General features: G+C 29.7%; 19 protein-coding genes. 15 read left to right on the top strand and 4 right to left on the bottom strand.

The genetic code is table 11. From position 1 onward, the window contains the following. From ACX0KU_RS15965 to ACX0KU_RS16005, 9 genes are all read left to right on the top strand, one after another. Complete coding sequence (locus ACX0KU_RS15965) at window positions 1–1,512, top strand: hypothetical protein (protein WP_472992574.1); 1,512 nt, start codon at window positions 1–3, stop codon at window positions 1,510–1,512. After that, the gene (locus tag ACX0KU_RS15970; RefSeq protein WP_472992577.1) at window positions 1,509–6,821 is read left to right on the top strand and encodes an ATP-binding protein; all 5,313 of its coding nucleotides are present in this window, start codon (window positions 1,509–1,511) and stop codon (window positions 6,819–6,821) included. Before ACX0KU_RS15965 ends, ACX0KU_RS15970 begins: the two co-directional genes overlap by 4 nt. Window positions 6,822–6,826: 5 nt before the next feature. Beyond that, window positions 6,827–7,645, top strand: a complete 819-nt coding sequence (locus ACX0KU_RS15975) for a hypothetical protein (protein ID WP_472992578.1) — start codon at window positions 6,827–6,829, stop codon at window positions 7,643–7,645. A 10-nt stretch (window positions 7,646–7,655) separates the two neighbouring features. After that, window positions 7,656–11,900, top strand: a complete 4,245-nt coding sequence (locus ACX0KU_RS15980; protein ID WP_472992580.1) for a hypothetical protein — start codon at window positions 7,656–7,658, stop codon at window positions 11,898–11,900. A gap of 608 nt (window positions 11,901–12,508) precedes the next feature. Further along, on the top strand, window positions 12,509–13,759 hold the full coding sequence (locus ACX0KU_RS15985) for a DNA polymerase Y family protein (RefSeq protein WP_472992582.1): 1,251 nt from the start codon (window positions 12,509–12,511) through the stop codon (window positions 13,757–13,759). 15 nt (window positions 13,760–13,774) lie between these two features. Beyond that, on the top strand, window positions 13,775–14,038 hold the full coding sequence (locus ACX0KU_RS15990) for a hypothetical protein (RefSeq protein WP_472992584.1): 264 nt from the start codon (window positions 13,775–13,777) through the stop codon (window positions 14,036–14,038). Between the two features lie 189 nt (window positions 14,039–14,227). Beyond that, on the top strand, window positions 14,228–15,205 hold the full coding sequence (locus ACX0KU_RS15995) for an alpha/beta hydrolase (RefSeq protein WP_472992586.1): 978 nt from the start codon (window positions 14,228–14,230) through the stop codon (window positions 15,203–15,205). A 4-nt stretch (window positions 15,206–15,209) separates the two neighbouring features. After that, a complete protein-coding gene (locus ACX0KU_RS16000) occupies window positions 15,210–17,033 on the top strand; it encodes an ATP-binding protein (RefSeq protein ID WP_472992588.1) in 1,824 nt (607 codons plus the stop codon). A gap of 1 nt (window position 17,034) precedes the next feature. Next, entirely contained in the window at window positions 17,035–17,664 is a 630-nt protein-coding gene (locus ACX0KU_RS16005; protein ID WP_472992589.1) for a helix-turn-helix domain-containing protein, read from the top strand. 118 nt (window positions 17,665–17,782) lie between these two features. Here the strand turns inward: ACX0KU_RS16005 and ACX0KU_RS16010 are convergent, their stop codons facing one another. The 4 genes from ACX0KU_RS16010 to ACX0KU_RS16025 all read right to left on the bottom strand — a co-directional run bounded on the left by ACX0KU_RS16010 (window position 17,783) and on the right by ACX0KU_RS16025 (window position 19,750). Beyond that, window positions 17,783–17,995 carry a hypothetical protein gene (locus tag ACX0KU_RS16010; protein WP_472992591.1) on the bottom strand — a complete coding sequence of 71 codons (213 nt, stop codon included), beginning with the start codon at window positions 17,993–17,995 and terminating at the stop codon, window positions 17,783–17,785. A gap of 173 nt (window positions 17,996–18,168) precedes the next feature. Further along, on the bottom strand, window positions 18,169–18,642 hold the full coding sequence (locus ACX0KU_RS16015) for a hypothetical protein (RefSeq protein ID WP_472992592.1): 474 nt from the start codon (window positions 18,640–18,642) through the stop codon (window positions 18,169–18,171). A 260-nt stretch (window positions 18,643–18,902) separates the two neighbouring features. Further along, window positions 18,903–19,331 (bottom strand): hypothetical protein, encoded by a 429-nt coding sequence (locus ACX0KU_RS16020; RefSeq protein ID WP_472992594.1) that lies wholly within the window; start codon window positions 19,329–19,331, stop codon window positions 18,903–18,905. Window positions 19,332–19,504: 173 nt separating this feature from the next. Further along, a complete protein-coding gene (locus tag ACX0KU_RS16025) occupies window positions 19,505–19,750 on the bottom strand; it encodes a hypothetical protein (RefSeq protein WP_472992596.1) in 246 nt (81 codons plus the stop codon). A 430-nt stretch (window positions 19,751–20,180) separates the two neighbouring features. Here ACX0KU_RS16025 and ACX0KU_RS16030 point away from each other — a divergent pair, with 430 nt between their 5' ends. The 6 genes from ACX0KU_RS16030 to ACX0KU_RS16055 all read left to right on the top strand — a co-directional run bounded on the left by ACX0KU_RS16030 (window position 20,181) and on the right by ACX0KU_RS16055 (window position 26,103). Further along, the gene (locus ACX0KU_RS16030) at window positions 20,181–20,879 is read left to right on the top strand and encodes a DUF4352 domain-containing protein (protein ID WP_472992597.1); all 699 of its coding nucleotides are present in this window, start codon (window positions 20,181–20,183) and stop codon (window positions 20,877–20,879) included. A 249-nt stretch (window positions 20,880–21,128) separates the two neighbouring features. Then, window positions 21,129–21,284: a hypothetical protein gene (locus tag ACX0KU_RS16035; protein ID WP_472992599.1), complete on the top strand. Its 156-nt coding sequence runs from the start codon at window positions 21,129–21,131 to the stop codon at window positions 21,282–21,284. A 1,148-nt stretch (window positions 21,285–22,432) separates the two neighbouring features. Continuing rightward, entirely contained in the window at window positions 22,433–22,912 is a 480-nt protein-coding gene (locus tag ACX0KU_RS16040) for a hypothetical protein (protein WP_472992600.1), read from the top strand. Between the two features lie 333 nt (window positions 22,913–23,245). Further along, complete coding sequence (locus ACX0KU_RS16045) at window positions 23,246–23,653, top strand: sigma-70 RNA polymerase sigma factor region 4 domain-containing protein (protein ID WP_472992602.1); 408 nt, start codon at window positions 23,246–23,248, stop codon at window positions 23,651–23,653. A gap of 585 nt (window positions 23,654–24,238) precedes the next feature. Continuing rightward, on the top strand, window positions 24,239–24,433 hold the full coding sequence (locus ACX0KU_RS16050; protein ID WP_472992603.1) for a hypothetical protein: 195 nt from the start codon (window positions 24,239–24,241) through the stop codon (window positions 24,431–24,433). Between the two features lie 86 nt (window positions 24,434–24,519). After that, window positions 24,520–26,103: a recombinase family protein gene (locus tag ACX0KU_RS16055; RefSeq protein ID WP_472992605.1), complete on the top strand. Its 1,584-nt coding sequence runs from the start codon at window positions 24,520–24,522 to the stop codon at window positions 26,101–26,103. Window positions 26,104–26,159: the final 56 nt, after the last annotated feature.

The raw sequence follows: 26,159 nt of genomic DNA on the forward strand, positions 1-26,159 counted from the left end.
ATGAGTACTTTTCCTAAGTATATGGAATATGGTCTAAATAATTCCAAATCTGTTTCCACGCGGATATTTGGAAACAGATTTAGATCAGATCAGACAATGTATGAGTATCTGATTGAATTTTTGTTGGTTTTTACTTCAGCAAAAGATGCAGATCTTCAGACCGGTAAAATGAAATTTCATAAGATAGATATAGATAAAAAGATGAGTTATTGGGTAGAACCTAGAATAGCTTTGCGTAGATTTATTTTTTATGATAAAGCGAGAAAAAATGGCTCTATTAACGCCGATGAAAAAGCATATCAAGAGATGATGCGCATTTTGCTTGATAAAATGGAAGGGATTAGCGAGGAAAATGGACGCGAATATTTAGAAAGCATACAGGACTTATTACATGGATATGCGGTTGTAATTAAGAAAAGAGCATGGTGCGCACAAGCACTTTTACCAATGTGTCCGGAGTTGATTTTATGTGGTGTTATGCCAAATGAGAAAAATAGAATGAAGCTGGTAGATTGGGATAATAATCCTGAAAGTGTTGATACTAAATTTGACTTGGATAAACGAAACTTCTTATCAAGAGGTGGAGAACTGTACTATTTACATCTTCTTCAAGGGCTGGAGAATAATGATAAGAAGAAAAAAAAGTTAGAGTTTTTGCTGAATGACTTGGCTGGTATTCAGTGTAAAAAAATATCCAGGATGGCATCGTTTATTCAAGACTCATGGGAAGAAGAACTTGGTTTAAATAAAAATAATTTAGTTAAACAGTTGAATCTTTCTTTCATTCCAGGTAAAGGATATGTTGAATGTGAAGAAAATAGTATTGATGAACTGATAAACTATTTATCTTGTAAATTGCATCCTATCAATCGAATTGATATTTTGGCAAAAGGTGTAATGCTTCAGATTATGAGAATGATGTCTTGTTGTATTTCTAATTATCTTGGAATAGAAAGAAAAAAATGGATTGTTGATATGCGTGGTAGTTCAACTGATACTGTTAAGAAACTAGCAGCAGATGCCTATAGAAGCATTGAAGATGACTTTATGACTGCATTGAATCAAATGGCACGAGAGGCTGATATTGAAGAAACTGATGTGATGAAAAAGGTAAGTGAAGCAAAGAGAGATTCTCTTGATATATTTAGAGCAAAAGGTAAGGAACTGCAATGTATTATACCTGCAAGTGGACCATTTGAGAGGTTTAGTTTATCAGAGGATATTATTAGATTTCTGGTTTTATCTTTGATTGCACCACAAGAAAAAATGACATTAAATATGTTTCTGGTTAAGTTATATGAACATTATAGAATTGTTATTGGTCCGGATGAATACAGAAAGTCTCTTGATGATAAATCAACTATTGAAACATCATTAGCAAACAGCTTTGGTGAGAATGTTATTGCTTTTCAAAATTTTTTGAAAGCAACAGGTTTTTTGAGAGAATTATCAGATGCAACTTCTATAGTAGTTAATCCGTATATTAGTATTTTAGAGGAGGCAGACGAATGAAATTTATAGTAAATAGTATTGCTGAACTAATTGTGAATAATGCTCCTTCTAATGATGGAGAAATGATGATTCGTGTAGAGGGTTTCGAAGATGTAAAAATATATGAAACATTATCTAGAAAATTGAATGAAGAATTTGCTGGTGGAGATTTAACTATAGATATTAAGTTGGCAAAGAATAAATGGGAATATTTTTTAAAGAATTGTGATGAATCTTCTGCTCTTCAATCTCTTGAACAACATGGGTGGATTGCGGAAGCAGAAAGCATTACTTATTATAGAAACCTCCACAAATTTAATATTTTAGTGTTGATGGGAACAGAGAATGAAGAGGATAAGGGTGGATTATTAAATTGTTATACAATTACACCAGATACATTAGTAAAGACTCTTAATGGAAGATATCATGAAATATTTACAGAAGTTGCAGAATACTTTAGTGATTCAGAATTAACAAACATTGATAAGCTGTATAAAGATTTGTTTGAGTTTGTTGCAATAGACTTGTGTAAACTCAGCGATATGGCTGATGGATGGAAAAATAAAGTATCAAATATTAATGATTTTATTGAATTATTTTATAGCTCATTACCAAAATGGGGATTACCATATAAGAAGCTAGATCTTCCATCTATAAAAGAACTGAATAATAAGAGGAATATTTTAAGAACAGAGTATAATTTTATAAGTAGACAAATGTTTAAAAAACTTACAACGACACAATATAATAAATATCAGTCACAGCTAAACTATTATAATGAACAAACTGAAGAGTATTGTGAGAGTTGGGATGGTTGGCGTGGACAAGGGATAAAAACATATGCAGAATTTTCTGATGTAATAATGGGATATATGAGAGGTGAAAATGTTTCAGCATACAAGGATAAATTGCTTTCTACAGATTTTAGTATTGTAGAAGCAGTACTTGATATAAAATTGCCGAAAGGCCAAAAGGCACCAAAAAAGACAGTGCCAATATTAACAGGTGAACCACTAGAAGTGTTTACAAATGCACTTCTTTATACATTTTCAAATATCAAGGCAGAGAATGTTGAAATTGAAAAAATCCGTTTTCGAATAGTACAAGTAGAAATAGTGTGTATGTATTCTGATGTAAAAGAGGAAGAAGAAAAACAGCAATTACAAAATACATGGAATACAGTATGCAGGCATACTAATGGCGTAATAGAGTATCTTAATCGGAGAATGTGGGGAGTTAGTGGTACTGAAATAGAATTGGAATGTGAACCAACAAATATTTTTTCACCTAAATATGGGGTAACATATATAGATGATGGAATTGTAAAAGCAGCTAGTTCTAACAAGACTATTAATAAAATAAGCTTTATTGCAGAGTGTTGTGCCAGTGACGGAACCTTCGTTAAGGCACTAAGTCAAGAATTTCAGTGGAAATTTGAGGAAACAAGTGCATGGCTTCATAATTTTTCAGATCTATGTTTGCAGGAGTTTTGTGACACAGATAATGCTAATTATATTCCAGTTGCAACGATTAGCAAGATTAATTCATTGTTATTTACAAAATGTGAAGAGGAATTTTTTGATTTATATGATGAGAGTGACATAAAATTTGATTTTAATTTATCAGAATATGTAGATTCTAAAACTAATGAAGATTCAATTGAGTATTCTGCACGATTTGATAAATTAGGTTGTAAATTTGGTAAATTTGCTTATGCGATTGCGAATGATGGATTTTATTCTTGTATTGGAAAAGACGATTCTGAATTATTTTCACTTGTTAGAGAATATGTTGAATTAGGAAATTACTTAACAAAGAAAACGCTACCAGAAAATTTAAAATGGATTTTAGATTCATTTATTCATGCGTTTAACATTGAAGCAAGTACCAATGTTATTGCAAATGATGCTGATTCAAATTGTTGTATAGTTCCAGCATGGCATCCAGCAGCATTAGAAAAACTGAATGATCAAAAAATATTCTTTCTTGATGGATGTGAGAGATGGTGGAAATATCAGGAAGAAAACGACAAGATAAGCAAAAAAGATATTGAAGATACAATAAATAACTTAATGCAAATGAGTATGATTCAAAGTTCATTGGATATTTTTCCTTCATACAGTCAGCAATATTTTGGAGCAGTAAATTCTTTTGGAGCATTCTCTCTTTATGGTCGAAGTGATATAGAAAACAATAATAGACTTAAAGATATGATTCATAAAGATGCTATTTTTGATGATGATTTTGACAATAAAAAAATAACACAGATGAATGATAATGCCAGGATGATTTATGGAGTGATTCAGGATTATTCGAAGGCATTCCCTAATTCATATAGTAATCTGAGTATTGTTTTTGTGGATTCGTCAGAATTACAACCTATTATTAGCGCTATATATAAGTACATTGAAGTTATAAGAAAAAAATATCCAACGGTTGTTATTAATATCTATCTTAAGATTTTGGTAAAACCTGAAAATAAGGGTGGAAGAAATTATCTAGCTTACTGGATGGATGAGTTTTTCTCACAGGATGCTAATGTAAATATTAGAACATATTTAAATGAGTGGAGAACGAAGTCTGATTTAGACAAATTACTAAATGGAAATAATGATATTGTCTTTGTGATGGATCTGCTTAAGGTTAATAATTTGCAGTTTATTAAAGAAAGTGGAGTAATTAAATTTGATCTTAGTCAATGCCGTTTCCCAATTGTATTTAAACCATCACCGGTATCTGATACAACCGTAAAACGTAGAATTGAATTGTCTCAACCACAATTTAATGCTGCATATGCTCATACTCAAGTTGTTCGATTTAGAAATAATCTTGAAACATTACCTGATGGTAAATATATTGCAGTACGAGAAGTATGCATTGATAGTGATGCTCAAAGCATCGTTTATTCATTGCATGAAAAGGCGTATTGGGTGGTATGCGTTGATAGTGGAATGGATGGAGCGCTTCTTAGAAATGATGAACATCACAAGGGTGATTATTCGATTATTGGATTTAGTACAGGGAAGGGTGCTTATGGTCAATATAACTTAACAATAACAGCTAGAAAAACTATTCTTGATACGATTAAGAAAAAATTAGAAAGTCGCTTATATCAGTTGTTCCATTGGGAAAAAGCAAAAATAGACAAAGCTGCTGCATTATGTTTAAACGAAGCAAGTGGATTAGATGGTATTAGTTTACTTTCAGCAATAAATCAAAAGAACCATAATGTAAATGAATTTATGGCATATGTGCTTACATCTTTGCGTGAGAAATCTAAGAAAACACAGAGCGCATTAAAAATTGTAATTCATCTAGATTCATATAAGCATTGGTTTAATGGAGAAATAGAAAAAGATGAAGATGAATCAATGTCAAGACCAGATTTTCTTGTACTGGAAGTTAAAATATCTAATAATGACAAAATGATGCTAAAAGCAACTGTTATAGAATGCAAAATTTCTAGTGAGGCATATTCGGGAAAACATAAGGAAAAGGCAATTGGACAAGTTAAACATGGAATAAGAAGACTTTCAACAATATTTGATCCTGGTTCTAAATCAATCAAGAGACGTTATTGGTATGCTCAACTTTATAGAGCTTTAGCTTTTGCACAGGTAACATTTAGCGATAATACAGAAGAGTTTGCAGAACTTTCTTCCAAGTTGCGTTCGGTACTTGATGGAAATTTTGAGATTGAATGGAACGGTAAGGTACTAGGATTCTGGCTAGATATGGATGGAATAGAAGAGAAGGAGATAAATACAGATGAAGATTGCATTAAGATTTATGATATTCCTCAATTATGCATTCAAAAACTTCTTTTGAATAGTACTGATACAGAAGTAGATTTTACAGATATTGATGCAGACCTTATGATTGATGACGAAAATCAAGAAGAGCAAATTGTAGAGAGAGAAAAAGAAATAGAGAAAGAAATACAGAATCTTCAGAAGAGCAAAAAACGTATAGTACCTGTTGAAGAGAAATCAGTAGAAAGTGATGAGACTGAAGAAAAAGAATATTCTATTAGAGAAACTAATACTTGCGAATCCGTTAACAATGAAGATAATACTGATTTTAAGGTGAAAACTGAAGACCCAACTGTCAGTGTTGAAGAAATAAACAGTGCTGATGAGGTTGAACAAAAAGAAAACATTAAAGTATCAGAACTGAATAATAAGCCAAGTGATAATCATGAAAGTAAGATAGATTTACAAGAAACACGTGTACTTATTGGAAAGGATAAAATATCTGAAAATGTACATTGGGAATTTGGTCATAAGCAATTAGCAAATCGTCATATGCTGATTACAGGAACATCAGGACAAGGAAAGACATATAGCATACAAACCATGTTGTATGAACTTTCAAAATATAATGTTTCATCAGTTATATTTGATTATACAGAAGGTTTTAGACTCGATCAGCTTGAAGAAGATTTTGTGAATAAAATGGGTAATAAGATTTCACAGCATATCATTAAAGTAGAAGGTGTGCCAATTAATCCTTTTAAGCAACATGAAATTGAAATTGCTGGTATGAAAATATTAGAACCAACAGCAGATGTAGCTGCACGTTTTGCTAATATTTTAATTCATGTATATGGATTTGGTGACCAACAATTTGCGGCGATTTTTGAAGCGACAAGAATTGGTTTGGATAAACATGGAAAAGACATGGATATGATTCATTTCCAAGAAGAATTAGAACAAGTAAAATCCAAAAATACATCAGCAAAGACTGTTTTATCTAAGATGGCACCATTTTTCTATAGTATCAATTTTAAGAAAGATGAAGAATTTGATTGGGGAAAAATCCTTTATTCTAATAAATCAATGAACAATATTTTTCAGCTTACTCTTATCGATAGAGAAATGCAGGTTATTATTACTGAATTGATGTTATGGGATGCGTGGTATTATACAAAGAAGTATGGAAGCAAGGAAAAACCATTTGTTGTTGTATTGGATGAAGCACAGAATCTTTCACATAAATCAAACTCACCTAGCGCGGCTATTCTTACTGAAGGAAGAAAATTTGGATGGTCTGCATGGTTTGCAACACAGTCTTTGAAAGTACTTTCTGATGATGAAGTGGTTAGATTGCTTCAGGCTGCATTTAAGCTATATTTTAAGCCGACTGACGATGAAGTGATTAAAATGGCAAAACAACTTGATCCAACAAATGGAAGTACGTGGCTAAGTTCCTTTAAGAGTCTGAAAAAGGGACAGTGTATTGTTGTAGGTGAGAGAATTAAGCAGGATGGAAAATTTGGATCAGTTAAGCCGACTATTACGAATGTTTTATCATTTGAAGAAAGGAGCTAATTATTGTGGCACAAGTAAATTTGAATTTTCATCAAACTTTTAAGCCTGAAAGACAGTATATTAGCAGTATATTAAATCTTGCTAATAGAACTGAAGCAGTTAGTGTAAAAGATATATCAGCATATACTGGAATACCAAATGGACAGAGAAGTGGAAAAGTTGAACCTCATATTATTTATTCAAACTACATGGGGCTGATTAACTATGAAAAGAAAGATGGTCTTATCTCTTTGAGAAGAACAAATCTTGGAGAAATAGTTTTTTCAGAGGATCCAGGCTTACAAGAGAATCTTTCAATTCTGCTCTGCCATTGCATGATGATAAGAGAGAAAAACGGTGCGGATGTTTGGAGTACAGTATTTAAAAGAATACTTCCAATGTATAGAAATGGTATCAAAAAAGACATACTGATTATGGAGTTAGAACAATACTTTGAAGGAAAAGTAAATAAGAGAAATTTTGCCCCCTTTATCGGCTCATATGAAGATATGTTTTCTACCGTAGATATACTTAACATAGAAACAGAAAGTGTAAAAGCTAATTCTTTGCAATATAATAAGGAGTTTATATTTCTTTATTCATATATATTATGGATATATTGGGAAGAATTGTTTCCGGATGAGGAAGAAATATCTTCAGTGCAATTAGAAAAAGTAAATTTTGGAAAGGCATTTGGATGGGATACGCAAACAGAATATAGAGTGTTAGAGCATTTAATTGACAAAGGCTTGATAAGAATTAATAGACAGCTCATGCCCTATACAATACTTAAATTAGTTGATAAAAATACTTTGGCTGAAAGAATATATAGTGAATTGTGTTAGGAGGGATTATATGGAACTGGGTAATATACTTGAGTTTAGAAAGGAACTGTATTTTGAAGGTGCTGTTCAGGCTGATTGGTTTTATAATTCTGAAAAGGCTTCAAAGGTTGCAGAGAACTTTGTTTTCCATGGCAATCAGTATTTTGGTATTGAAGATCAGGGAATTGCTAGCAAAAAGAGAATTGATACTATCAGTTTAGTGGTAGAACTGGCAACAAAATTAAATAATGAAAGAGCAAATCCACTTTCATTAGCAATTGCTGATTATGGTACTGGTAAATCGCATTTAGCAGTTACACTTGCTCAGATTTTTTCTGGACCTGAGTATATGTCAGAAACATATAACAAAGTGTTGTCAAATATATCAAATATTGATAAAGAGGCAGCAGAAAAAATAGAAAGTCTATGTGAAGACAGAAATTTTGTGATGGTAATAAATGGAATGAGGGATTTTAACCTTCATTCTGAGATACTAAAAGCAGCACAAAAGAGCCTGCGTTTATATGGACTTACGGATGATAGTCTTAGAAAATTAAATAGGGCGTTGGAAACTGCTGAAATGTTTCTTAATAGAAATGCAGAAAGCGCTATTTCATTATTTGAAAAAGTAGCTAATGAAAAAGGCTGGTTTGAAAAGGGACAATCATTACTGGATAAAATCCGTGACAATCTGATGGTAGATGAAGAGGCCTTTGAGATTGTTAATGGTGTATATTTTGAGATAAATGGACAGGAAATTAGATGGGATGAAGGTATTTCGGCATCTAATATCCTTGAAATGCTTATTTCTGAATACTGTGGAATTAATGGTAGATTTGACCACATTATCATTTTGTTCGATGAATTTGGTAGATATCTTGAATACGCATCTGGGGTAAATGCCGCAAAATCTGGAGATTCTGCATTACAGCAGATTTTTGAAACATCACAAAATGCTGAAGGAGCACTGCAGGTAATCAATTTTATCCAGTCCGACATTAAAACATATTTGCAAAGAGTAGATCAGACAAAAAATATTAGCAGATACATTGGCAGATATGATGCCAGTGACAAATATTATATTTCTTCTAATTTGGAGACTGTATTTGCAAATCTCATTCAAAGAAGAGATAAGCAAGCATTTGATAATTTGATTGTTAAGTGGCAGAATTTTAATGAAGCAAAATGGAAAGATATTTACACGAAGTTAAATAAATGGCTAATTACAAAAGGAATATGGAAGGATTATGGATTGTTTCGTAAAGTAGTAGTTGAAGGAATATATCCTATGCATCCTTTAGCAACTTTTATGCTGACACAATTGTCTGATTATTTGCAGAATAGATCCTCGTTAACATTGATTAGTCAGTATATAGAAAATGTTTCACATATTGATGTTGATAGCAACCCAATCATAATTATGCCTGAACATTTAATGACAGGTGATCTATATACAGAAATGCTTGCTGCAGAACAGGAAGGAAAGCAACCGTCACAGCAGTGTATCCGATATGATAATATAATGCGCAAATTTGGAGATAAACTTTCGGAACAATCATTAGTTGTGTTGCGTTCAAATTTAATATTAAGAATACTAAGATTTAGAACGACTGATTATGCAAATGCTAAGGAAGCATTATCACTATGTTCAGGTTTACCTATTCCAGAAATCGAAGAAGAATTAAAATGGCTAGAAAATGAATATGCTGTCTTAGGATTCGATGATCATGCAGGATGCTTTGATTTTATGGAAGAATCTAACGGTGCACATGATTTTAAAGTTATCAAAAAGCGTTTAATGGCTAGCACAAAGATGGATAAATCAATCCTTACCAGTGTTAAAATTCAAGAAATTGCCGGTGTATTGGAACCGCAAACTACAAATTTTGGAATTCAGCATAAAATATCTACAAGTGAATGGTTGTTTAAACAAGAATTATATCTGATTGAAGACTTTACACAAGCACGTGCAAATACATATTTGGCAGAATGGAAAAGCACAACCAGTTCAATAACTACTAAGGGAAGACTTGTTTGGCTATATGTTAATAGGAATACGGACAGCCAGTATGTTGAAAAAGCGAAGCAATTAGTTTCTGCTTTTAAGGGTTCTCCTATTGTAATTATGCTTCTAAACGATGATGAAAACAGGTTGTTTAATTGCTTGCTAGAATATTCTGTATTAGACAATATGGATGACCTAAATAGAAAAAAATATGAAAGACATTATTTAGACGATTTTAAACAAGCGGAAAGTAATCTGAAAGACGAATTAGACGAATTAAAGAAGAAGAGATTACTTTTAGAAAAAGACGGTGTACGAGGATTGACAAGCAGAATGCCATCTTTCTTAACGGGTGTATTCGAAGAAATTTATTCAGAAGCAGTATCATTCTGGTTTGATGGATTTGTTACAAAAGGTAATAACCTGGGAGGTAAGGGAGGAACTTATTACTGTACAATTGTCAAGATGTTGTTATCGAATTCAGTTAATGATGTCACAATCCATAATTTTAGCAGTGATATAAGAAACAGAATAGAAGCAATTTTGATGACGTCAACAAGTACATCATGGAAATGTATTAATAAACATTATCGTGTGATTCCACCAGAAGATAAAAAAGCAAAGGCTGTATATGAAAAAATTGTGGCAGATATCAATGCTTATGAAGAATTATCTTGTAAAGATATTTTTCATACATATTGTAGCCCTCCTTATGGTATGAGCGAAGATGTTGTTATATTGATGATTGCAGTTATCTGTGCAAATCTTAGCTATTGCTTGCGATTCAGATATAAAGATGAACTTATTAATATCAATAATTGGAAAGAGTTAGTGGTAATTAAAGATAAGAAGATTGATATTGATGTTGTAAGAGCATCCTCTTTTGTATTGGTAGATGCTGGCGCAGTTACTGGAAAGTATATGAGATTCTTTGAAAGAATCCAAAATAACCGGAAAATATCTGAAGTAGCTCATCTGGCTAATCAATTAGAAGAGATGATTACAGTAGATGAAATCCCTGAAGAATTAGAGACTTCATATTTGCTTGCAAAGAAAACCCTAGAGTCTGGCAAGAAGGCTAGGAATGAATGGTCTTCAGCTATTGAAGTAGTAGAAGAAAAATTTGATGATGCGCAGGAAAGTAATAATTTATATAATGCATTAGTTGCGTTGGAATTATTAAGAGATATTCCGATTTCAAGAATATTTAGGGGTAATGGGTTCGATTTTGATGATGAGTCAAAGAAAACAATAACTAACCTTCACACAGAAATTTCTACTTTTGTAGGTAAAACAATTGATTATTATGTTTCTAATATGTATTGCAAATCTGTTGAAGCAGTTAATACATTTAGAAATCATAATACAAAGATACAGACAAAATTGGAAGAACTTGGTTTTGAGGATTATTCTTATCGTGTGCATGTACAAAAAGAAAAAGAACTAAGTAATATAGAAGAAATACGTTCAAGACAACAATTAAGAGATGATTATTTAAAATATATTAAAGAAAGTAATATAGATAAATTTACTTCTTATATGAATATATGTTCGATGCTTAAAAAAGGTAAAGAACTTGAGGAAAGAGTGGAAAAATATAAGGTTACATTAGGAAAAGATGCTGCTAATATTATAACTACTCTTAATGGACGAATTGAAGAACTGAGCTGTGCAAAGGAAAGAATTATACAGGATATGTCAGATATATGGGATGACTTATTTGATGTGAAAAGTGCGGAAAATGTTGAGGATTTGCTTGAACGTATTGGTTTAGTACTTCAGAAAGGAATCTCATCAGTGGACCAGGGAGGATTTATTGAACTTCAAGGTAATCTACAGGAACTCTTAGAAGATATCAATAAGGTAAAGGCTACAGTAGAGTCACGAAAAGAATTTATTGAAGTGTCTGAACAGGTAAAAGATAAATATCAGGATTCTGATTTTGACTTCGAAGTATTGCCTATAATTGAAGCGGTTATTTCTGGAATCTCCAAAACATTAGATCAGAAAGAAAATGCATGGAAAATTGAGAATCTGTCGTTAGGAGATAAGTCTAGAGCAAGCATTCATAAATGGAAGGAAAAAACGAAGTACCTACCAGAGTATCTTTCTAAAGTAATAATTGAGAAAGTGCAAAACTTGAATATTGAAGCTGATGAAATTATCAGTGAAGGCAAAATCGAGGATGTTATGTTCTACTTTGAGAAGCTAGACGCAACAGAAAGAAAAGAATGTATTAGTAAATTAATAAAAATATCTGAAGAATCATAAGATTATAGACTTTTGAAGTAGGAGCTGCTAAAATAAGTAGCTGTCGCATTAGCATAAAAAAATATGCTAACGAGGCAGTGTTTTTGGGTAAGCGTCAAAAGCTAAGCTTAATCAAACAAGTCTTTCCTCACAAAGGGGTAGCAAGGGAGTCCAGCAAAGCAGTCCTCACTAGAAACCCAGGGTAGAAGAAAATTACTATGTGATTTAATAGCTAAGATTAATAATTGTTTATGGTGTGATGAAAGAAAAAATTATCCTTTCTATGCGGAAATGTTAATATTCTCGATGGCAGATACAATTATATTCACTGATATATTAAATTCTTGTAGTCTAGATATTGGATAGAATCCGCAAGATGTACTTATTTAGATATTTATTTCAAATGAAAACAAGATGAAATTAAAAAAATAAACTTCAAATTATCGATATACCTATTGCGCTAATAATCAAAAGAAGATTTTAAAAATGCTCACTATGCAAAGCTCATGGTGAGCATTTATATATATATTTTCATAAACCTCTTATAAAAAGTATAAATATGGTATATAATATATACGAACATAAGTTTGCATTTGATATATTAGTAATTATTAAGAGGTTGATAGTTTATGAAGAGATTAATTTTTCACATTGATGTAAATAGTGCATATCTTTCTTGGGAGGCTACCTATAGGCTTCAGCAAGGAGGAGAGTTAGACCTTAGAACAATTCCATCTGTGGTAGGTGGAGATGAGGAAAGTAGGCATGGAATTGTTCTAACAAAGTCAATTCCTGCGAAGAAGTATAAGATTGAAACAGGGGAGACTTTGTACGAAGCTAGAAGAAAGTGTCCAAAGATAGTAATTGTACCAGCAAGATATTGGTTATATATGCAATGTAGCTTTGCTATGCATGAAATACTACAGGAGTATACACCAGCAATACAAAGGTTTTCTGTAGATGAAAGTTTCTTAGACTTTTCTAACATGGAAAACTTATATTCAGACTATATTAAACTTGCTGAAACTATAAGAGAAAGAATAAAGAGAGAACTAGGATTCACAGTAAATATAGGAATATCAAGTAATAAGCTTCTTGCAAAGGTTGCTTCAGATTTAGAAAAGCCAGATAAGATTCACACCTTATTTCCAGATGAAATAAGAAATAAAATGTGGCCACTTCCAGTAGAAGATTTATTTATGGTGGGAAGGGCTACAGCTCCTAAACTACATAAGCTAAATATTAATACAATAGGAGATTTAGCAAAGTATGATGTAAATATACTAAAAAATATTCTAAAGAGTCATGGAGAATTAATTTGGAATTATGCTAATGGCATAGATAATTCAGAAGTTAGAAAAAGTGAATATATCAAGATGAAAGGTATAGGTAACTCTACAACTATCTCTTTTGATGTAGAAGATAGGGAAACAGCCTATAAAGTATTGTTATCTTTATGTGAAACAGTAAGTATGAGATTAAGAGACACTAAGAACTGCTGCAGAGTGGTTTCAATATCAATAAGAGGTAGTGATTTAATATCTTACTCCCGTCAAAAGAAGTTAAGTACAGCCACAGATTCAACTAGAAAAATATATGAGGTAGTCTGTTATCTATTTGATAGTGTATGGAAGGGTAATTCAATTAGACATATGGGAGTTCATATAACAGATTTTTGTAATAATGACTTTTATCAGTATAGTCTGCTAGATTCATTTGATTACTATAAGGATGGAAAATTAAATAAGGTAGTTGATGAAATTAGATTAAAATATGGTAATAAAGCTATTTTCAAATCCTGTTTTCTGCATTCAGGTTTAAGTCCAATGTGTGGAGGAATAGGAGAGGAAGATTATCCTTTAATGAGTTCTATACTATAGGGGAAGGTGAGTATTATGAAGGTTATATCGAAGCCTATTGAGGTAGTTTCTTATACAGATAGTAATGGGAATATACAACCGTTAAGGTTTAGACTGCAAAAGGAAGATGAAAGTAGGCAAGTAATAAAAGTGGATAAAGTTATTGTAAAGGAAACTGAAAAGCTTGCAGGTAATACTATGTTTGTATTCAAGTGTCAAAGTATAATTAATGATATAGTAAAACCCTTTGAAATTAAATATGACTTAAGAACCTGTAGATGGATGCTATATAAAATTTAGTAGGCGATTAATTATAAATTTATATGTATATTTGTTTTATTAATTCTATTAAGTAAAAAATATCTACTGCTATTTAAATGGTGGTAGATATTTTTGTATTTTAGGATGTATATTAACTGTAAATAATAGTTACATGATTAGTATAATATAGTTTAATATGGTTCAATATAAATTATGGGATGTGATGTTTTGGGAAAGATAATATCAGATATATCAGATAGATATGGTTTATATAGTCTTCATAAGGAATATAGTGAAAAAGATCAGTTTAAATATTTAGAAGAGGAAGTGTACGCACTCAATAGTAATTTTTTGGGATTTTACAATAAACCAAGTTTACCTAAAGTACATTTGGAAAAACATAAATTAGAAAATAATTATGAGAATGGTAAACTGAAATTTTTAAGTGAAATTGCTAATGGGGTTAGTAATAAAGAGGCTATATTTTATTACAATAAGTGTATAGCTGAAGATAAGAATATAAGTGTTATTTTTGTACATGGTTGGAGAGCTAAGACTTTAAATAGATTAGAGAAAGTATTTTTAGATAGTTTTATTGAGAGAAATTATAACGTGTATAGATATGTGCTACCTTTTCACATGGAAAGATCGCCAAATGAATCTATTTATAGTGGAGAATATTTTGTAAGTGCAGATGTAGGAAGAACTCTAAAATCTGTTCAGCAATCTGTAAGTGATATTAGAGCTTTAATTAGTTATATTAAATCTATAGAGAACAGAAAAATTATAGTTATAGGTTTAAGTTTAGGAGGAATAATTACTAATTTATTATGTGAAGTTGAAGATAATATTGACGTATTAATATCCTTATTTTATGCTAACGATTTATCATTTACTATATTTGAAACAGAGGCTGGAAAGTATATAAAAAAAGATTTTTTGAAAAACAATTTTAGCTACAATTTATTAAGAAAAAGTTGGGAAGTTATAAATCCTAGCATAAGAAAGCCCATATTAGATCTTAATAAAATACTTCTTGTATCTGGTAAGTATGATAGATATGTTTTAAATAAAGATACAGAACAGTTATGGGAGAATTGGGGAAGAACTAAGAGGTATACGTATAATTGTGGCCATTCTGGAATTGTACTTTCGAAAAGTAAAATAAAAAGAGACATTTTAAAATTTATTGATGAGAGAGTGTAGTTGTATGGTAATTGTATGGTTATTATTATGGACATGGACTGCTATTATAATTAAAAAAGATTATAGAACAGAATCAGCTATATGGATATCTTTAGTGACTTTTTTTACAGGATTAGGAGCATTTTCTGTAGTTTTTGAAGAAAATATTATGAAGTACTTCATAGTTGAATACGGTATTAGCGAAAAAAGTATAAGCGTAATATACTCTATAAATGCTATAATAATGGCTATTGTGTATAGTACAGTACCATATTGTATGCTGTTATATGGATTATCCTCTGCAAATATAATTTCTAAAGATAAAAAGAAAATACTATACACTATATTATTAATACCCCCGGTGCTACATTTGATACTCTTACCAATAAAGAGCAGCTATCTAAAAACATCTGAAGAATTAATAATATATTTTAGACAATTGGCAATATGGACAGTGCCATATATAGTAGGAGGGATTTTATTCTTAATATATTCCTACATTAATGAGAAATCTTATATGATGAAAAGGTATAAGCTTTTAACAATGATTATAGTTGTTCCCTGTTTTAGCTATACAATTTTATCAAATGTTATATTTAGAGCCTTTGGATATAATAATAACTGGAGATATTTTATTATACTAATTCCTATACAGTTTATATGTTTTTTATATTTCGCATTTAAATATGGGATTTTAGGTGTTAGACTTAAGTTTCATAGATACAAGTTTGCATTTGAAAACATACTTGAATTTGTATCAGACTCTATCATCACTTTGGATGAAAGCTTTAATGTTATAGAATATAACAAAGAGTTTATAAAAAATTTCTTATTAGAGAATAAAAAATTTAAAAATTTACAAGAAATCATAGATTATAGCAAAGTATCTGAATATAGAGATAGCTTAATAAATATAATAAATAATTCAAAAAATGATAACAGTAAAAGTATTGAAATATTAATAGATGATACAGATGAAGTTAAGTATTTTGAGGTGTATGCTAATCCTGTAATATTAAATAATGAATATCTTGGCACTGTACTTGTGTTTAAAGATATTACTGTTCACAAGAAGAATTTGGAGCTTATAAAACAAAATCAATTTCAAATTATCGAAAAAGAACGACTTTTATCCTTAAGTCAATTAATCGGGGGAGTGGCACACAATCTTAAAACACCTTTAATGAGTTCAGCAGGGGGCATACAGATAATTAAGAGAGATACAGAGAAAATATATGAATACATACAAAAAAGTTGTGGCAATGTTAATGATATAACAGAGATAGTAGATGAAATTAATGATTGGCAGCAGAGGATAGTAGACTATTTAGTATATATGTCTAATGTGATAACTGCGGTAAAAGGTCAAGTAACAGAATATAGTGAAGCAGGAGAGGGTTATTTTTCTGTAAAAGAACTAGAAGAAAAAATCACTTTATTAATGGCTTTTGAAATTAAAAAAAGTAAATGTGAATTTATTAAAGAAATAAATATTGATTACCAACAAAAAATTAAAGGGGATGTAAATTCACTTATACAGGTTTTAAATAATCTTATAACTAATGCAATAGAAGCTAGTGAAGAAGGAAATGTAATAACTTTAGGTGCATATAAAGCTGAAAATAAGGTTATATTCTATGTAAGAAATCTTGGACAGAAAATACATGAGGAAATTCAAAAAAAGATATTTAATAAAATGGTTACTACTAAAGGTAAAAATGGAACTGGTCTTGGGTTATATATATCTAAATCAATAATAAGGGTTAGATTTAATGGAGAAATATACTTTGAAACTAATGATGAGGAAACAACTTTTTTTGTGAAAATACCAGTAATGCAGGAGGAGTAACATGAGTAACAGTGGTGTAAGGATAATAATTATAGATGATGATTCCGGAATAGTTGATTCTATAAAAAGCTTTATGGGGGATAAGTATTATATTGAAGGCTTTACAGGTTCTAAAGAAGGCCTCAAGCGACTACAAAAGGAAAGGTTTGATATTTTAATCCTAGATTATTATATAGATGAACTTAATGGAAATGACGTAATAAATGAAATAAGAAAATATGATAATAATTTATATATACTACTTCTTACTGGGTTCGGCGAAAAAGTACCAGGTATAAAGTCTCTAGAAACATTAAAGATACAAAATTATTACGAGAAAAGTGGAGATTTTGAAAAGTTAATAGTATTTATTGAAGGCATTATTAAGTCAATAGAATTTTTTAATAGAGTAAAATATACAATAGGTGAAAGGCTGAAGACATTAAGAAAGTTAAATAATCTAAGTCAGGATGATGTTGCTAAATATTTAGAAATACAAAGAACCACTATATCACAGTATGAATCTGGTGACTTGATCCCACCAACTTTGAATGTAATAAAATTAGCTAGATTATATAATGTTACCACTGATTATATTCTTTGCTATGAACTTAATGTTGAAAAAGTTAATATTCAAATTTCAAAAGAATAAGCTGTTTATGATACAGTTTATTCTTTAGTTGGCATCATTTTGATAAGAAATCTTCATAAAGTAGATTTATGTTTTATCTTGTGTGACTAAATAGGAAAATCACGAATTAAAGCTTATTTTATTTTTCACCGTTTTCATTAATTGTATATACAATTAATGTAGTACATCCGATAATAACTCCGAGAATTAATTTTATTCCAGCTTTAACATAAGCAATATCATAATAAGTACCATTTGGCGATGTGCTTAAGGGGAAAAGTATAAATTCTGTTAAAAAATATGTAAGCAATAATAAGACTAATGCTAATATATACTTTGAATATCTTTTCATTTTACACCCCCCATCATTATATTTTATTTTTTATCATGTGGCTGTTTTTAAAAACAGTTTTGATATTTTGGCATTTTCAAAGAGGACTTTCCGATATCCGTTTTAGTTCGCTAAATGCTACAATCATGCCACAAAATAAGAATAACTCTAACCTAAGTATGTAATCTATATATTTACTTAACTGATGCCTTAACTAAGTAATCTAAATTTCCCTTTATTCCTACACCTTCATAAAAGTTATCTGTTGTTTTAATAAATGCTGTATTTTGCCACTTTTCACCTAATGGAAAGACTACTTCGTTGAATTTTATCTCTCTATTATCTATGGTAGTTGTTTGCACCTTATCATAAACAAATTCTACAGCATACCCTTTGAATTCTCTAATATCTTTATCAGATATTTCGCCTTTCATTGCAGAGAAATTTTGTGGCATTCTGGTATTCACTAAAAAGTTTACTCTCTCAAAAAGAGTTTTGTCATAATCACTACCATTCTTTGTTACTTGCTTTTGTTTTCCATCTGCATGCATATTAATTTTACCTGGTTCATTTAGGTTAACATTAGCTGCACTCTTATTTGAACAAGCAGCAAAAACAAAAACTATGACAATTATAATAACCATTAAAATTGAGTTCTTTATTTTCATTAATGCTCAACCCCCAATATTATTTTATTATGCTTTAAAAATCTTTGGTCTTAAATTATGATAAATATAGTAATTAGTTCACAACAAATTACAGATTTGAAGTTTTAATAAGCTTTTCTAAGTTCTTAATATACTTTTCATGCCTTAATAAGTAAACTTTTTCAATATTAAATAAAACCATATTTTTAGGGTTTTTAGATAAAAATTTTACATCTATTCAAAGTGTAATATCTATATAAAACATTATATAATCTTGCAGATTAACTAACTAAGTTAGATTGATTTATATAACTTAATATTCTTTCTCTCCAATTTATATCATTAAGCCAAAATTCCATATTTTTCTTCTTTCCATTGAAACATAAAACTTGGGTATTATAAAAAATTGATACTAGTTGACTCGCAGCTTGTGCCTTAGTAGTATCCTTACTGATATTAGTATAAATAAATTTTCCTATACCCTCTTTTTCAGTTCCATCTTGCATCTTACTAACACTATTTGCTAATGCAACTCTTTCATTTTGTTTAATATATGATATTAATATATCAAGCTCATTATTAAAAAATTCATTTTCTATTTCAGTATTGTTTTTTATCCTTCTTTTAATAATAATTTTTTCCCCATCATAAAACCATAAAAATGACTTTTCTGCACTAAGTGTTGTATTTTGTATATAGTTATTACACACTACTATTCATCTCCTTATAGTTCTTTTTATATTTCTACATTTATCTAACTTTAATAGATTGAATTAAAATATTAAGTATTTTAAATATTACGTTTAGTAAGAATCATATCAATCTTTCCACACTGGAACTTCATAAATAAATCTTCTATCCTTATTCTAATACTAAACACTTATTAATTTTTATATTCTTCTCCACCGTTATTTTCACCTTTTATAATATCTAAAAATGTAAGCTCACCTTGCTCATGCGCTTGTTTCAAAATAGTATTATATGTTTTCCTTAATTCTTGAGGAGATATCATTCCCTCTCTATCTTCTTCGCTATGGTGTTCAATAAAATAGTGTTTTGCTTGCATATATTCACTTAATACTGATTTTAATACGTTTACTAGTTCATCATTGTTTAGTTTTATATTCATGTTTGATACCTCCACTCATGACTTTATATTCAACATTAAGTATAAAATTCCTTTCTATGGTCATAATTCAAGTAAGATTATTATTAAGCCCACAATGATTTCCAATAGTAAAACCCTAGGCGATTAACCTAGGGTAGTTTTTATCTGTATAACTATTTAGTTATTTGTTCTTAAATATATTACGAAAGTGTCAGATTAAACTATAGAAAAGTCATATTTATATTTTAAAACCCTTCATATACCTGGCTTAGCAGGGCATCTAAAACATTAAATAATAAAAAATATAAAACAACAACTATAAGTATTATTCCATAACAGGTTATTTATTATATAGTTTCATATTTCTCTATTAATTTCTAATATTAGACAAATATCTGAAATTAATGTATAATAAGATTTATTGTGAACAAATTGTAAAGGAGTGATTAATATGGCATTAAAGAAATGTAAAGAATGTAATAATGAAGTAGGTTCAAAAGTAAAGAAATGCCCTCATTGTGGAACAGACCAAAGAAATTGGTTTGGAAAGCATAAAATTCTTACTGTAATACTTGTATTTTTTATTTTAGGAGCTATTGGGAGTTTAGGTGATAGTGATGATAGTACTTCAGTTGAGACTTCTAAACCAAGCACAACAAATGATTCTTCTAAAACAGAAAATAAACCCAAAGAACAAGTTAAGCCGAAAGAAGAAACTAAGCCAAAAGCAGAAGTTCCTCTTAAGGTTGGTGATGTAATTAAAACAGGTAAATTTGAAATTACAGTTACTTCTATTGAAGAAAAATCTAAGGTTGGAACTGAATATTTTGCAGCATCTGCCTCTGAAGGTGGAACATATGTGGCTATTCAATGGAAATATAAGAATATCTCTGATAGACCTATTGGAACTTTCTCTTTTCCTACAGTTAATATTACCGATAAGAATGGTGTTAAATATGATTCAGATATTAATGCTTCAACTTATTTTGCTATGGCATTAAAACTAGATGAAAAAGTACTTAGTGATTTGAATCCTGGTATTACTGTTAAATCTGCATCTGTATTTGAGATTTCTTCTGATTCATTTAAAGAAGGTGGATGGGATCTATTAATTGATGCTGATAAGGAAGCTATTATACCAATAAATTAAAAATATATTAATATATATAATAAAAAATTTTAATACTGCACAACAAAAAAACCTGTTCTTTTATTAGAACAGGTTTTATTCTTAATATATTTTATTTTTTATCGCTCTTATTATAAACTTACCAATTTCATTAACAACAACCACTGATGATGAAACAAGGATTATCTTTCCCTACATCATAGGGCTTAATGAAATTGCACTAAAGAATCCTTTAAATTTAGAAGTCCCTCTGGAACCACCGCAACGATTATGGCTATACATACTATAAATGTAGTTTTAACAGAGCCTATAAATTCTAAGAAGTTCATATCTCATGAAATATTTATATTTAAAGTATTTGCCATTACCATTTTAGCAACCATAAATATAAAGAGTAGTACAGCAGCAATACACCTTAGATTTTAGATATTATTCCGCTAAGATTACCTAGTTTAATTAGAAGCGTTGTTTAATCTTCTCCTAAGTTTATAGCTATTCGTCCTATTTTGATGTCATCCCAAATATAGGCAACTGCAATTTTCCCTCCACCAGATGCTACAAGGGTTCCCTCAAATAACATATTTATTTATTTTGCTGGAACAGGGTCCTGGATTATTTCTTTATTTTTGCTATATCTATTACTGCAGTAGCTTTTTTATTTACATCATCCGATTCTTCAGTTAGTATATTTTATCTTGCTTTTAATTCTACTGTGCTAAGTAGTGTTACATCTGCAGGAACAATGTCCTTTGTTTCTACATAAACTATATCTCCAAGAAACTAAATTAATTTTTGGAACTGTTATTATTTTTCCATCTCGTAGACTTTATAATGCTTCAGCTGCTTTTAAAGATTTTTCCTCTGTCACTATTCTTATAGTTATTACAATGGCTATAGCCCATACTATACCTATGGCATCGTGCATTTTCCAACTAAGACACTAAGCACCGCCGATAGTATGAGTATCACCATCATTGTTTTGCTTAATAAGTCTATAGTTTCTTTTAAGCTCCCATATTCTTCGTAAACCAGTGTGTCTATTTTACATTCCATCCAACTTGACATTTTCCCTAATCAGCAATCTTTATATTCAATATCATTATCAATGCAGAAGTGCATTTCAATACAAGAGTTATATCTTATAACATTATCACTTAAAATCTTTTCAAATCATCTAATCTAATTTTATCCAATATGATACTCCTCCATATTACCTGTACTAAATATGATTTTAATTTGCAATATACAACTATTATGCACTGTAACATTTAAATAAATATCTGACTATATTTTTGTGAAATTGCTTATAAATCTATAATTTCCTTATTGTAACACGTAATAAGAAATTAATATACTATAGCACCATTTATGTCTTACATACCCACTTTTTACTCGTTGATATGTCATTTTAACTAACATATAATATGAGTATGTTAGTTATAACAACATAAATTTATATTGATTAAGCAATAAAAAGTAATAGCAAACTAGCAAAAATGCAAAAGGTAGAAATTAATTTAAAGTAGGGACTATTATTTAAACTAACATATTAATAAAAAAGGAGCTAAGTGAATATGAAGAGAAAACCAAGTTTTGATAAAGAAAAAACTTATCATAAAGCAAAGTTACTTCTTAAGATATATAGAGATGTAATATGGAGTGTTGAGGGAAAAGTAGCAGAACTCGAAGAAGAGTATTATGAAATGGGTAGTAAGAGTTTAGCAGAAGCATTAGATTATTTAAGTGATTATGATCCTAATGTAAATAGAGAAGAACTTGAAGCGGAATTATGTGCTGTTTTTAAAAGTAAGCTGCTCATAGAGATTGTAGATAAAGCTTTATTAAAGGTTAAGAATTATCCTGATTATGGAGAAATTTACTTTGATATTCTTCATAAACAATACATTGAGAAGTTCAAATATTCTGAGAAAAATATCATTTCATTTTTAAATTGTGAAAGGACAACTTTCTATAAGAGAAAGAAAGAAGCTATAAATTTGATGGGTATTGCATTATGGGGATATGTTTTACCTGAGCTTAAAGGAATTTGGTAAACTTAATGTGAACTAAAAATGAATAAAGTATCTACATAAAGAGTACTGTATGTGAATTATCAAGATGTTAAAATATTTATACTGAGAAGTATATACTATAAACCCACGATTTTCAGCCAATAAGGCTAGATAATCGTGGGTTTTTTATTATAAAAATTCTCAGATAACTATTAAATAACAGGCTCCAAAAAAGGGTCGCAAGATTTATCTTGCGGCCCTTTTTTTGTTGTTGGAAAGGGTATTCATATGCAGCATTGGCTTTGGTATTACATACGCTATCCTTGATTCTCTCTGTTTTGCAAATATTCAAAAACAAAACGGAGGGAATCAAATATGAAAGAGTATAAAATTAGAATTAATAATGAGTTTGTAACAGTTACTGAGGAAATCTATATTGCTTATTATAAAATGGGAAGACGTGAAAGGTATTTAGAAGAAGTAAGTGTAGAGAGGAATTTATCCTATAATCAATTATTGGAGAAAGATTATCCAATTGAGAACAAAATGAGTAATCAACAGTTTTTACTTGAAGATAAAGTTATTGAAAAAATTATGCTTGAAAAAATGATAGTAGCACTAGATATGCTAACAGAGTATGAAAGAGTAATTATTGATGAGTTATTCTTAAATTGTACAAGCATTAGAGAATTATCATCGCATTTAAATGTGCCTAGAAGTACACTGCATGAACAAAAAGATAAGATTATAAAAAAACTTAGAAAAGTTATAAATAAAATTTAAATATTTTCCGGACACCCCTTCACTTTTTCGGCTTAAGTAGTGAAAGGGTGTTTTTTTATACCTTAAAGTTCTTTGAAAACTATATATCTATTATTTCAGATACGTTACTTCTGTGGCTTTAAAATGGGAAGCGACTTGAGCAAGAGCGCCAAGACTGCCGAATCATATATACCTATTAATATAGGGCATGAGCGAGAAACTTTTGGCTCTAAATCAATTTGTGATGAATTGATTGCCATAACCCATAGAAGCAATAATGATACTTCAACTTAGTCCTAAGAATCCTATGGAGAGTTGCTCGCACATTGTGGGAGAGGTTTAAATCCTATGATACTTGTTAATCACAAGTAGTCTGAAATATGGAAACTTGGAATTTATATGATTGGCTAAAGAAAGCCCTTATGGATTTTCTTTAGCCAATTAATTGATAACAGACTAAAAAATTAAACAATTTTTTAATTTTTTGATGTGTTATTAAGAATTAATGACTATTTTTGCAGCAAGCATATGTATTTATAAATTTTGTAACGTTTTATAGAACTAATGAATAAAATGTACTAGAAATCATGGGGGTATATTATTTTTATGAGAGTAAAAGAATTAAAATATAATAATAGAAATAGTTTAATAATATACATGACAGAAGTAGAAAAAAATGATCAAATATTAAAGAAAAAGATAGATGAGTATAAGAGAATATATAAAGATGTTTCAGTTTTTATAAGTGGATATAACAAAATTGAAGATGTTTTAATAAAGATGGTTCAAGAAAAAATGTAAAGATAATAATTTATCTTTATTTTTTATAGCTTATTTGATATCATTGAACTAACATAATATAAGAGTGTGATAGTGAGGTATTGTTTATGAATGTTGTAGGTTATGTAAGATTGAGTAGAGACGAGGACAAAGAAAATTATTCATCAATAATTTCACAACAAGATATTATCAACGAATATGCCAAAGAAAGAAATTGGACAATATCAAAAATATATATTGATGACAATTGTAGTGGTTATTCTCTTGATAGGCCTGCATTTAGTGAAATGATTAGTGAATTAGAAAAAGGCACTATTCATACTGTGCTTACAAAAGACTTATCTAGAATAGGAAGAAATAATGGTAAGGTACTAGTATTAATAGATAGATTTAAAGAGCTAAATAAAAGACTTATCTTAATTACAGAAGGTAATGGTGGTCTTGATTTATCAAAAGATGATCATGATATTCTTGGCATTAAAACTTGGTATAATGAAATGTATATTAAAGACATATCAAGAAAGATAAGAGCAAATATGTATGCAAAACAAAAAAAAGGTGAACTTATTATGGGGAATTTTTATGGATATAAAAAAATTAAAGTAAATGATAAGTTTCACTTGGTAGTTGATGAGGATATTAAGCCAATTATAGAGCTGATCTTTAAAGAGTATATAAATGGAGCAGGGTATAAAAAAGTATGTGATATATTAGAAGAAAATAATTATCCTACACCTAGTGAGTATATAAGCAAAAGGCATGAAGAAAATGGACGAGTATTTAAAAATGCTGTAACGAAGATATGGCAAACTCATATGATACAAAGAATTATACAAAATGATGTATATATTGGCACTCTTAGAACCAAGAAGAAGCAGTCGAGATTAATAAAGGGTAAACAAGAAAATGTTGTAAAGGAAGAACAATATATTTTTCCTAAACATCATGAGCCCATGATTGATGAAGATATATTTAAATTAGCACAAGAAATAAATCTTAAGAGAAATAAAAAGGCATATAGAAAGAATAAAGAAATCTACAGGTACATATTTGGAAGCTTTATGGAATGTGGTGATTGCGGATATACTGTTTCGGGTTTGAATTTAAGAAAGGCACCAGTTATATCTAGGGGTTATAATTGCACAATGTATATGAAATATGGTAAGAAACAATGTACTAATCATTCTGTAAAAGAAGAAAAAGTACTTTTCTTTTTTAAAGAATTTCTCAAAGAAGTTAAAGCAAGCTATGAAGAATATATTAATTGCATTAGTAGTATAGAAAAGAAAAATAACAGACAAACAGCGTTGAATAAATATAAAAAAGCCCTAAATATTGCGAATGAAGAAATGAAATTATTATTAACTCAAAAAATTAAAGATATAATGAAAGAAAGTAATAATGAGTATAAGGAAATTATAGAAAATTCCTATACTGAGATGGAAGCCGAAAAGAAAAAAGCAATATTAGAATTGAATGATAAAGTAAATGAATTAGAAAGAGCAAGTAGTGACAAAATTGAGAAAAGTATTAAATCAAATATAGAAATTTTTGAATGTATTATTAATTCAGAGAAGCCTGAAAGAAAATATCTTGAAATGATTCTAGATAAAATAATTGTTTATAGTGACAGAAATTTGGAGTTTAAGTTAAAGGTAAATATTGATAAATTAACTCACTCGGATATATAATTATCCGTGTTTTAAACTTTAGTAGATATCTTAGAGAGAAAAACATCATTGAAATA

Source organism: Clostridium sp. X (assembly GCF_055755365.1).

Coding starts and splice junctions, on each gene's coding strand:
- ACX0KU_RS15965 (WP_472992574.1), top strand. CDS start 1: ATGAGTACTTTTCCTAAGTATATGGAATATGGTCTAAATAATTCCAAA.
- ACX0KU_RS15970 (WP_472992577.1), top strand. CDS start 1,509: ATGAAATTTATAGTAAATAGTATTGCTGAACTAATTGTGAATAATGCT.
- ACX0KU_RS15980 (WP_472992580.1), top strand. CDS start 7,656: ATGGAACTGGGTAATATACTTGAGTTTAGAAAGGAACTGTATTTTGAA.
- ACX0KU_RS15985 (WP_472992582.1), top strand. CDS start 12,509: ATGAAGAGATTAATTTTTCACATTGATGTAAATAGTGCATATCTTTCT.
- ACX0KU_RS15990 (WP_472992584.1), top strand. CDS start 13,775: ATGAAGGTTATATCGAAGCCTATTGAGGTAGTTTCTTATACAGATAGT.
- ACX0KU_RS16000 (WP_472992588.1), top strand. CDS start 15,210: ATGGTAATTGTATGGTTATTATTATGGACATGGACTGCTATTATAATT.
- ACX0KU_RS16005 (WP_472992589.1), top strand. CDS start 17,035: ATGAGTAACAGTGGTGTAAGGATAATAATTATAGATGATGATTCCGGA.
- ACX0KU_RS16010 (WP_472992591.1), bottom strand. CDS start 17,995: ATGAAAAGATATTCAAAGTATATATTAGCATTAGTCTTATTATTGCTT.
- ACX0KU_RS16015 (WP_472992592.1), bottom strand. CDS start 18,642: ATGAAAATAAAGAACTCAATTTTAATGGTTATTATAATTGTCATAGTT.
- ACX0KU_RS16025 (WP_472992596.1), bottom strand. CDS start 19,750: ATGAATATAAAACTAAACAATGATGAACTAGTAAACGTATTAAAATCA.
- ACX0KU_RS16030 (WP_472992597.1), top strand. CDS start 20,181: ATGGCATTAAAGAAATGTAAAGAATGTAATAATGAAGTAGGTTCAAAA.
- ACX0KU_RS16035 (WP_472992599.1), top strand. CDS start 21,129: ATGGCTATACATACTATAAATGTAGTTTTAACAGAGCCTATAAATTCT.
- ACX0KU_RS16040 (WP_472992600.1), top strand. CDS start 22,433: ATGAAGAGAAAACCAAGTTTTGATAAAGAAAAAACTTATCATAAAGCA.
- ACX0KU_RS16045 (WP_472992602.1), top strand. CDS start 23,246: ATGAAAGAGTATAAAATTAGAATTAATAATGAGTTTGTAACAGTTACT.
- ACX0KU_RS16050 (WP_472992603.1), top strand. CDS start 24,239: ATGAGAGTAAAAGAATTAAAATATAATAATAGAAATAGTTTAATAATA.
- ACX0KU_RS16055 (WP_472992605.1), top strand. CDS start 24,520: ATGAATGTTGTAGGTTATGTAAGATTGAGTAGAGACGAGGACAAAGAA.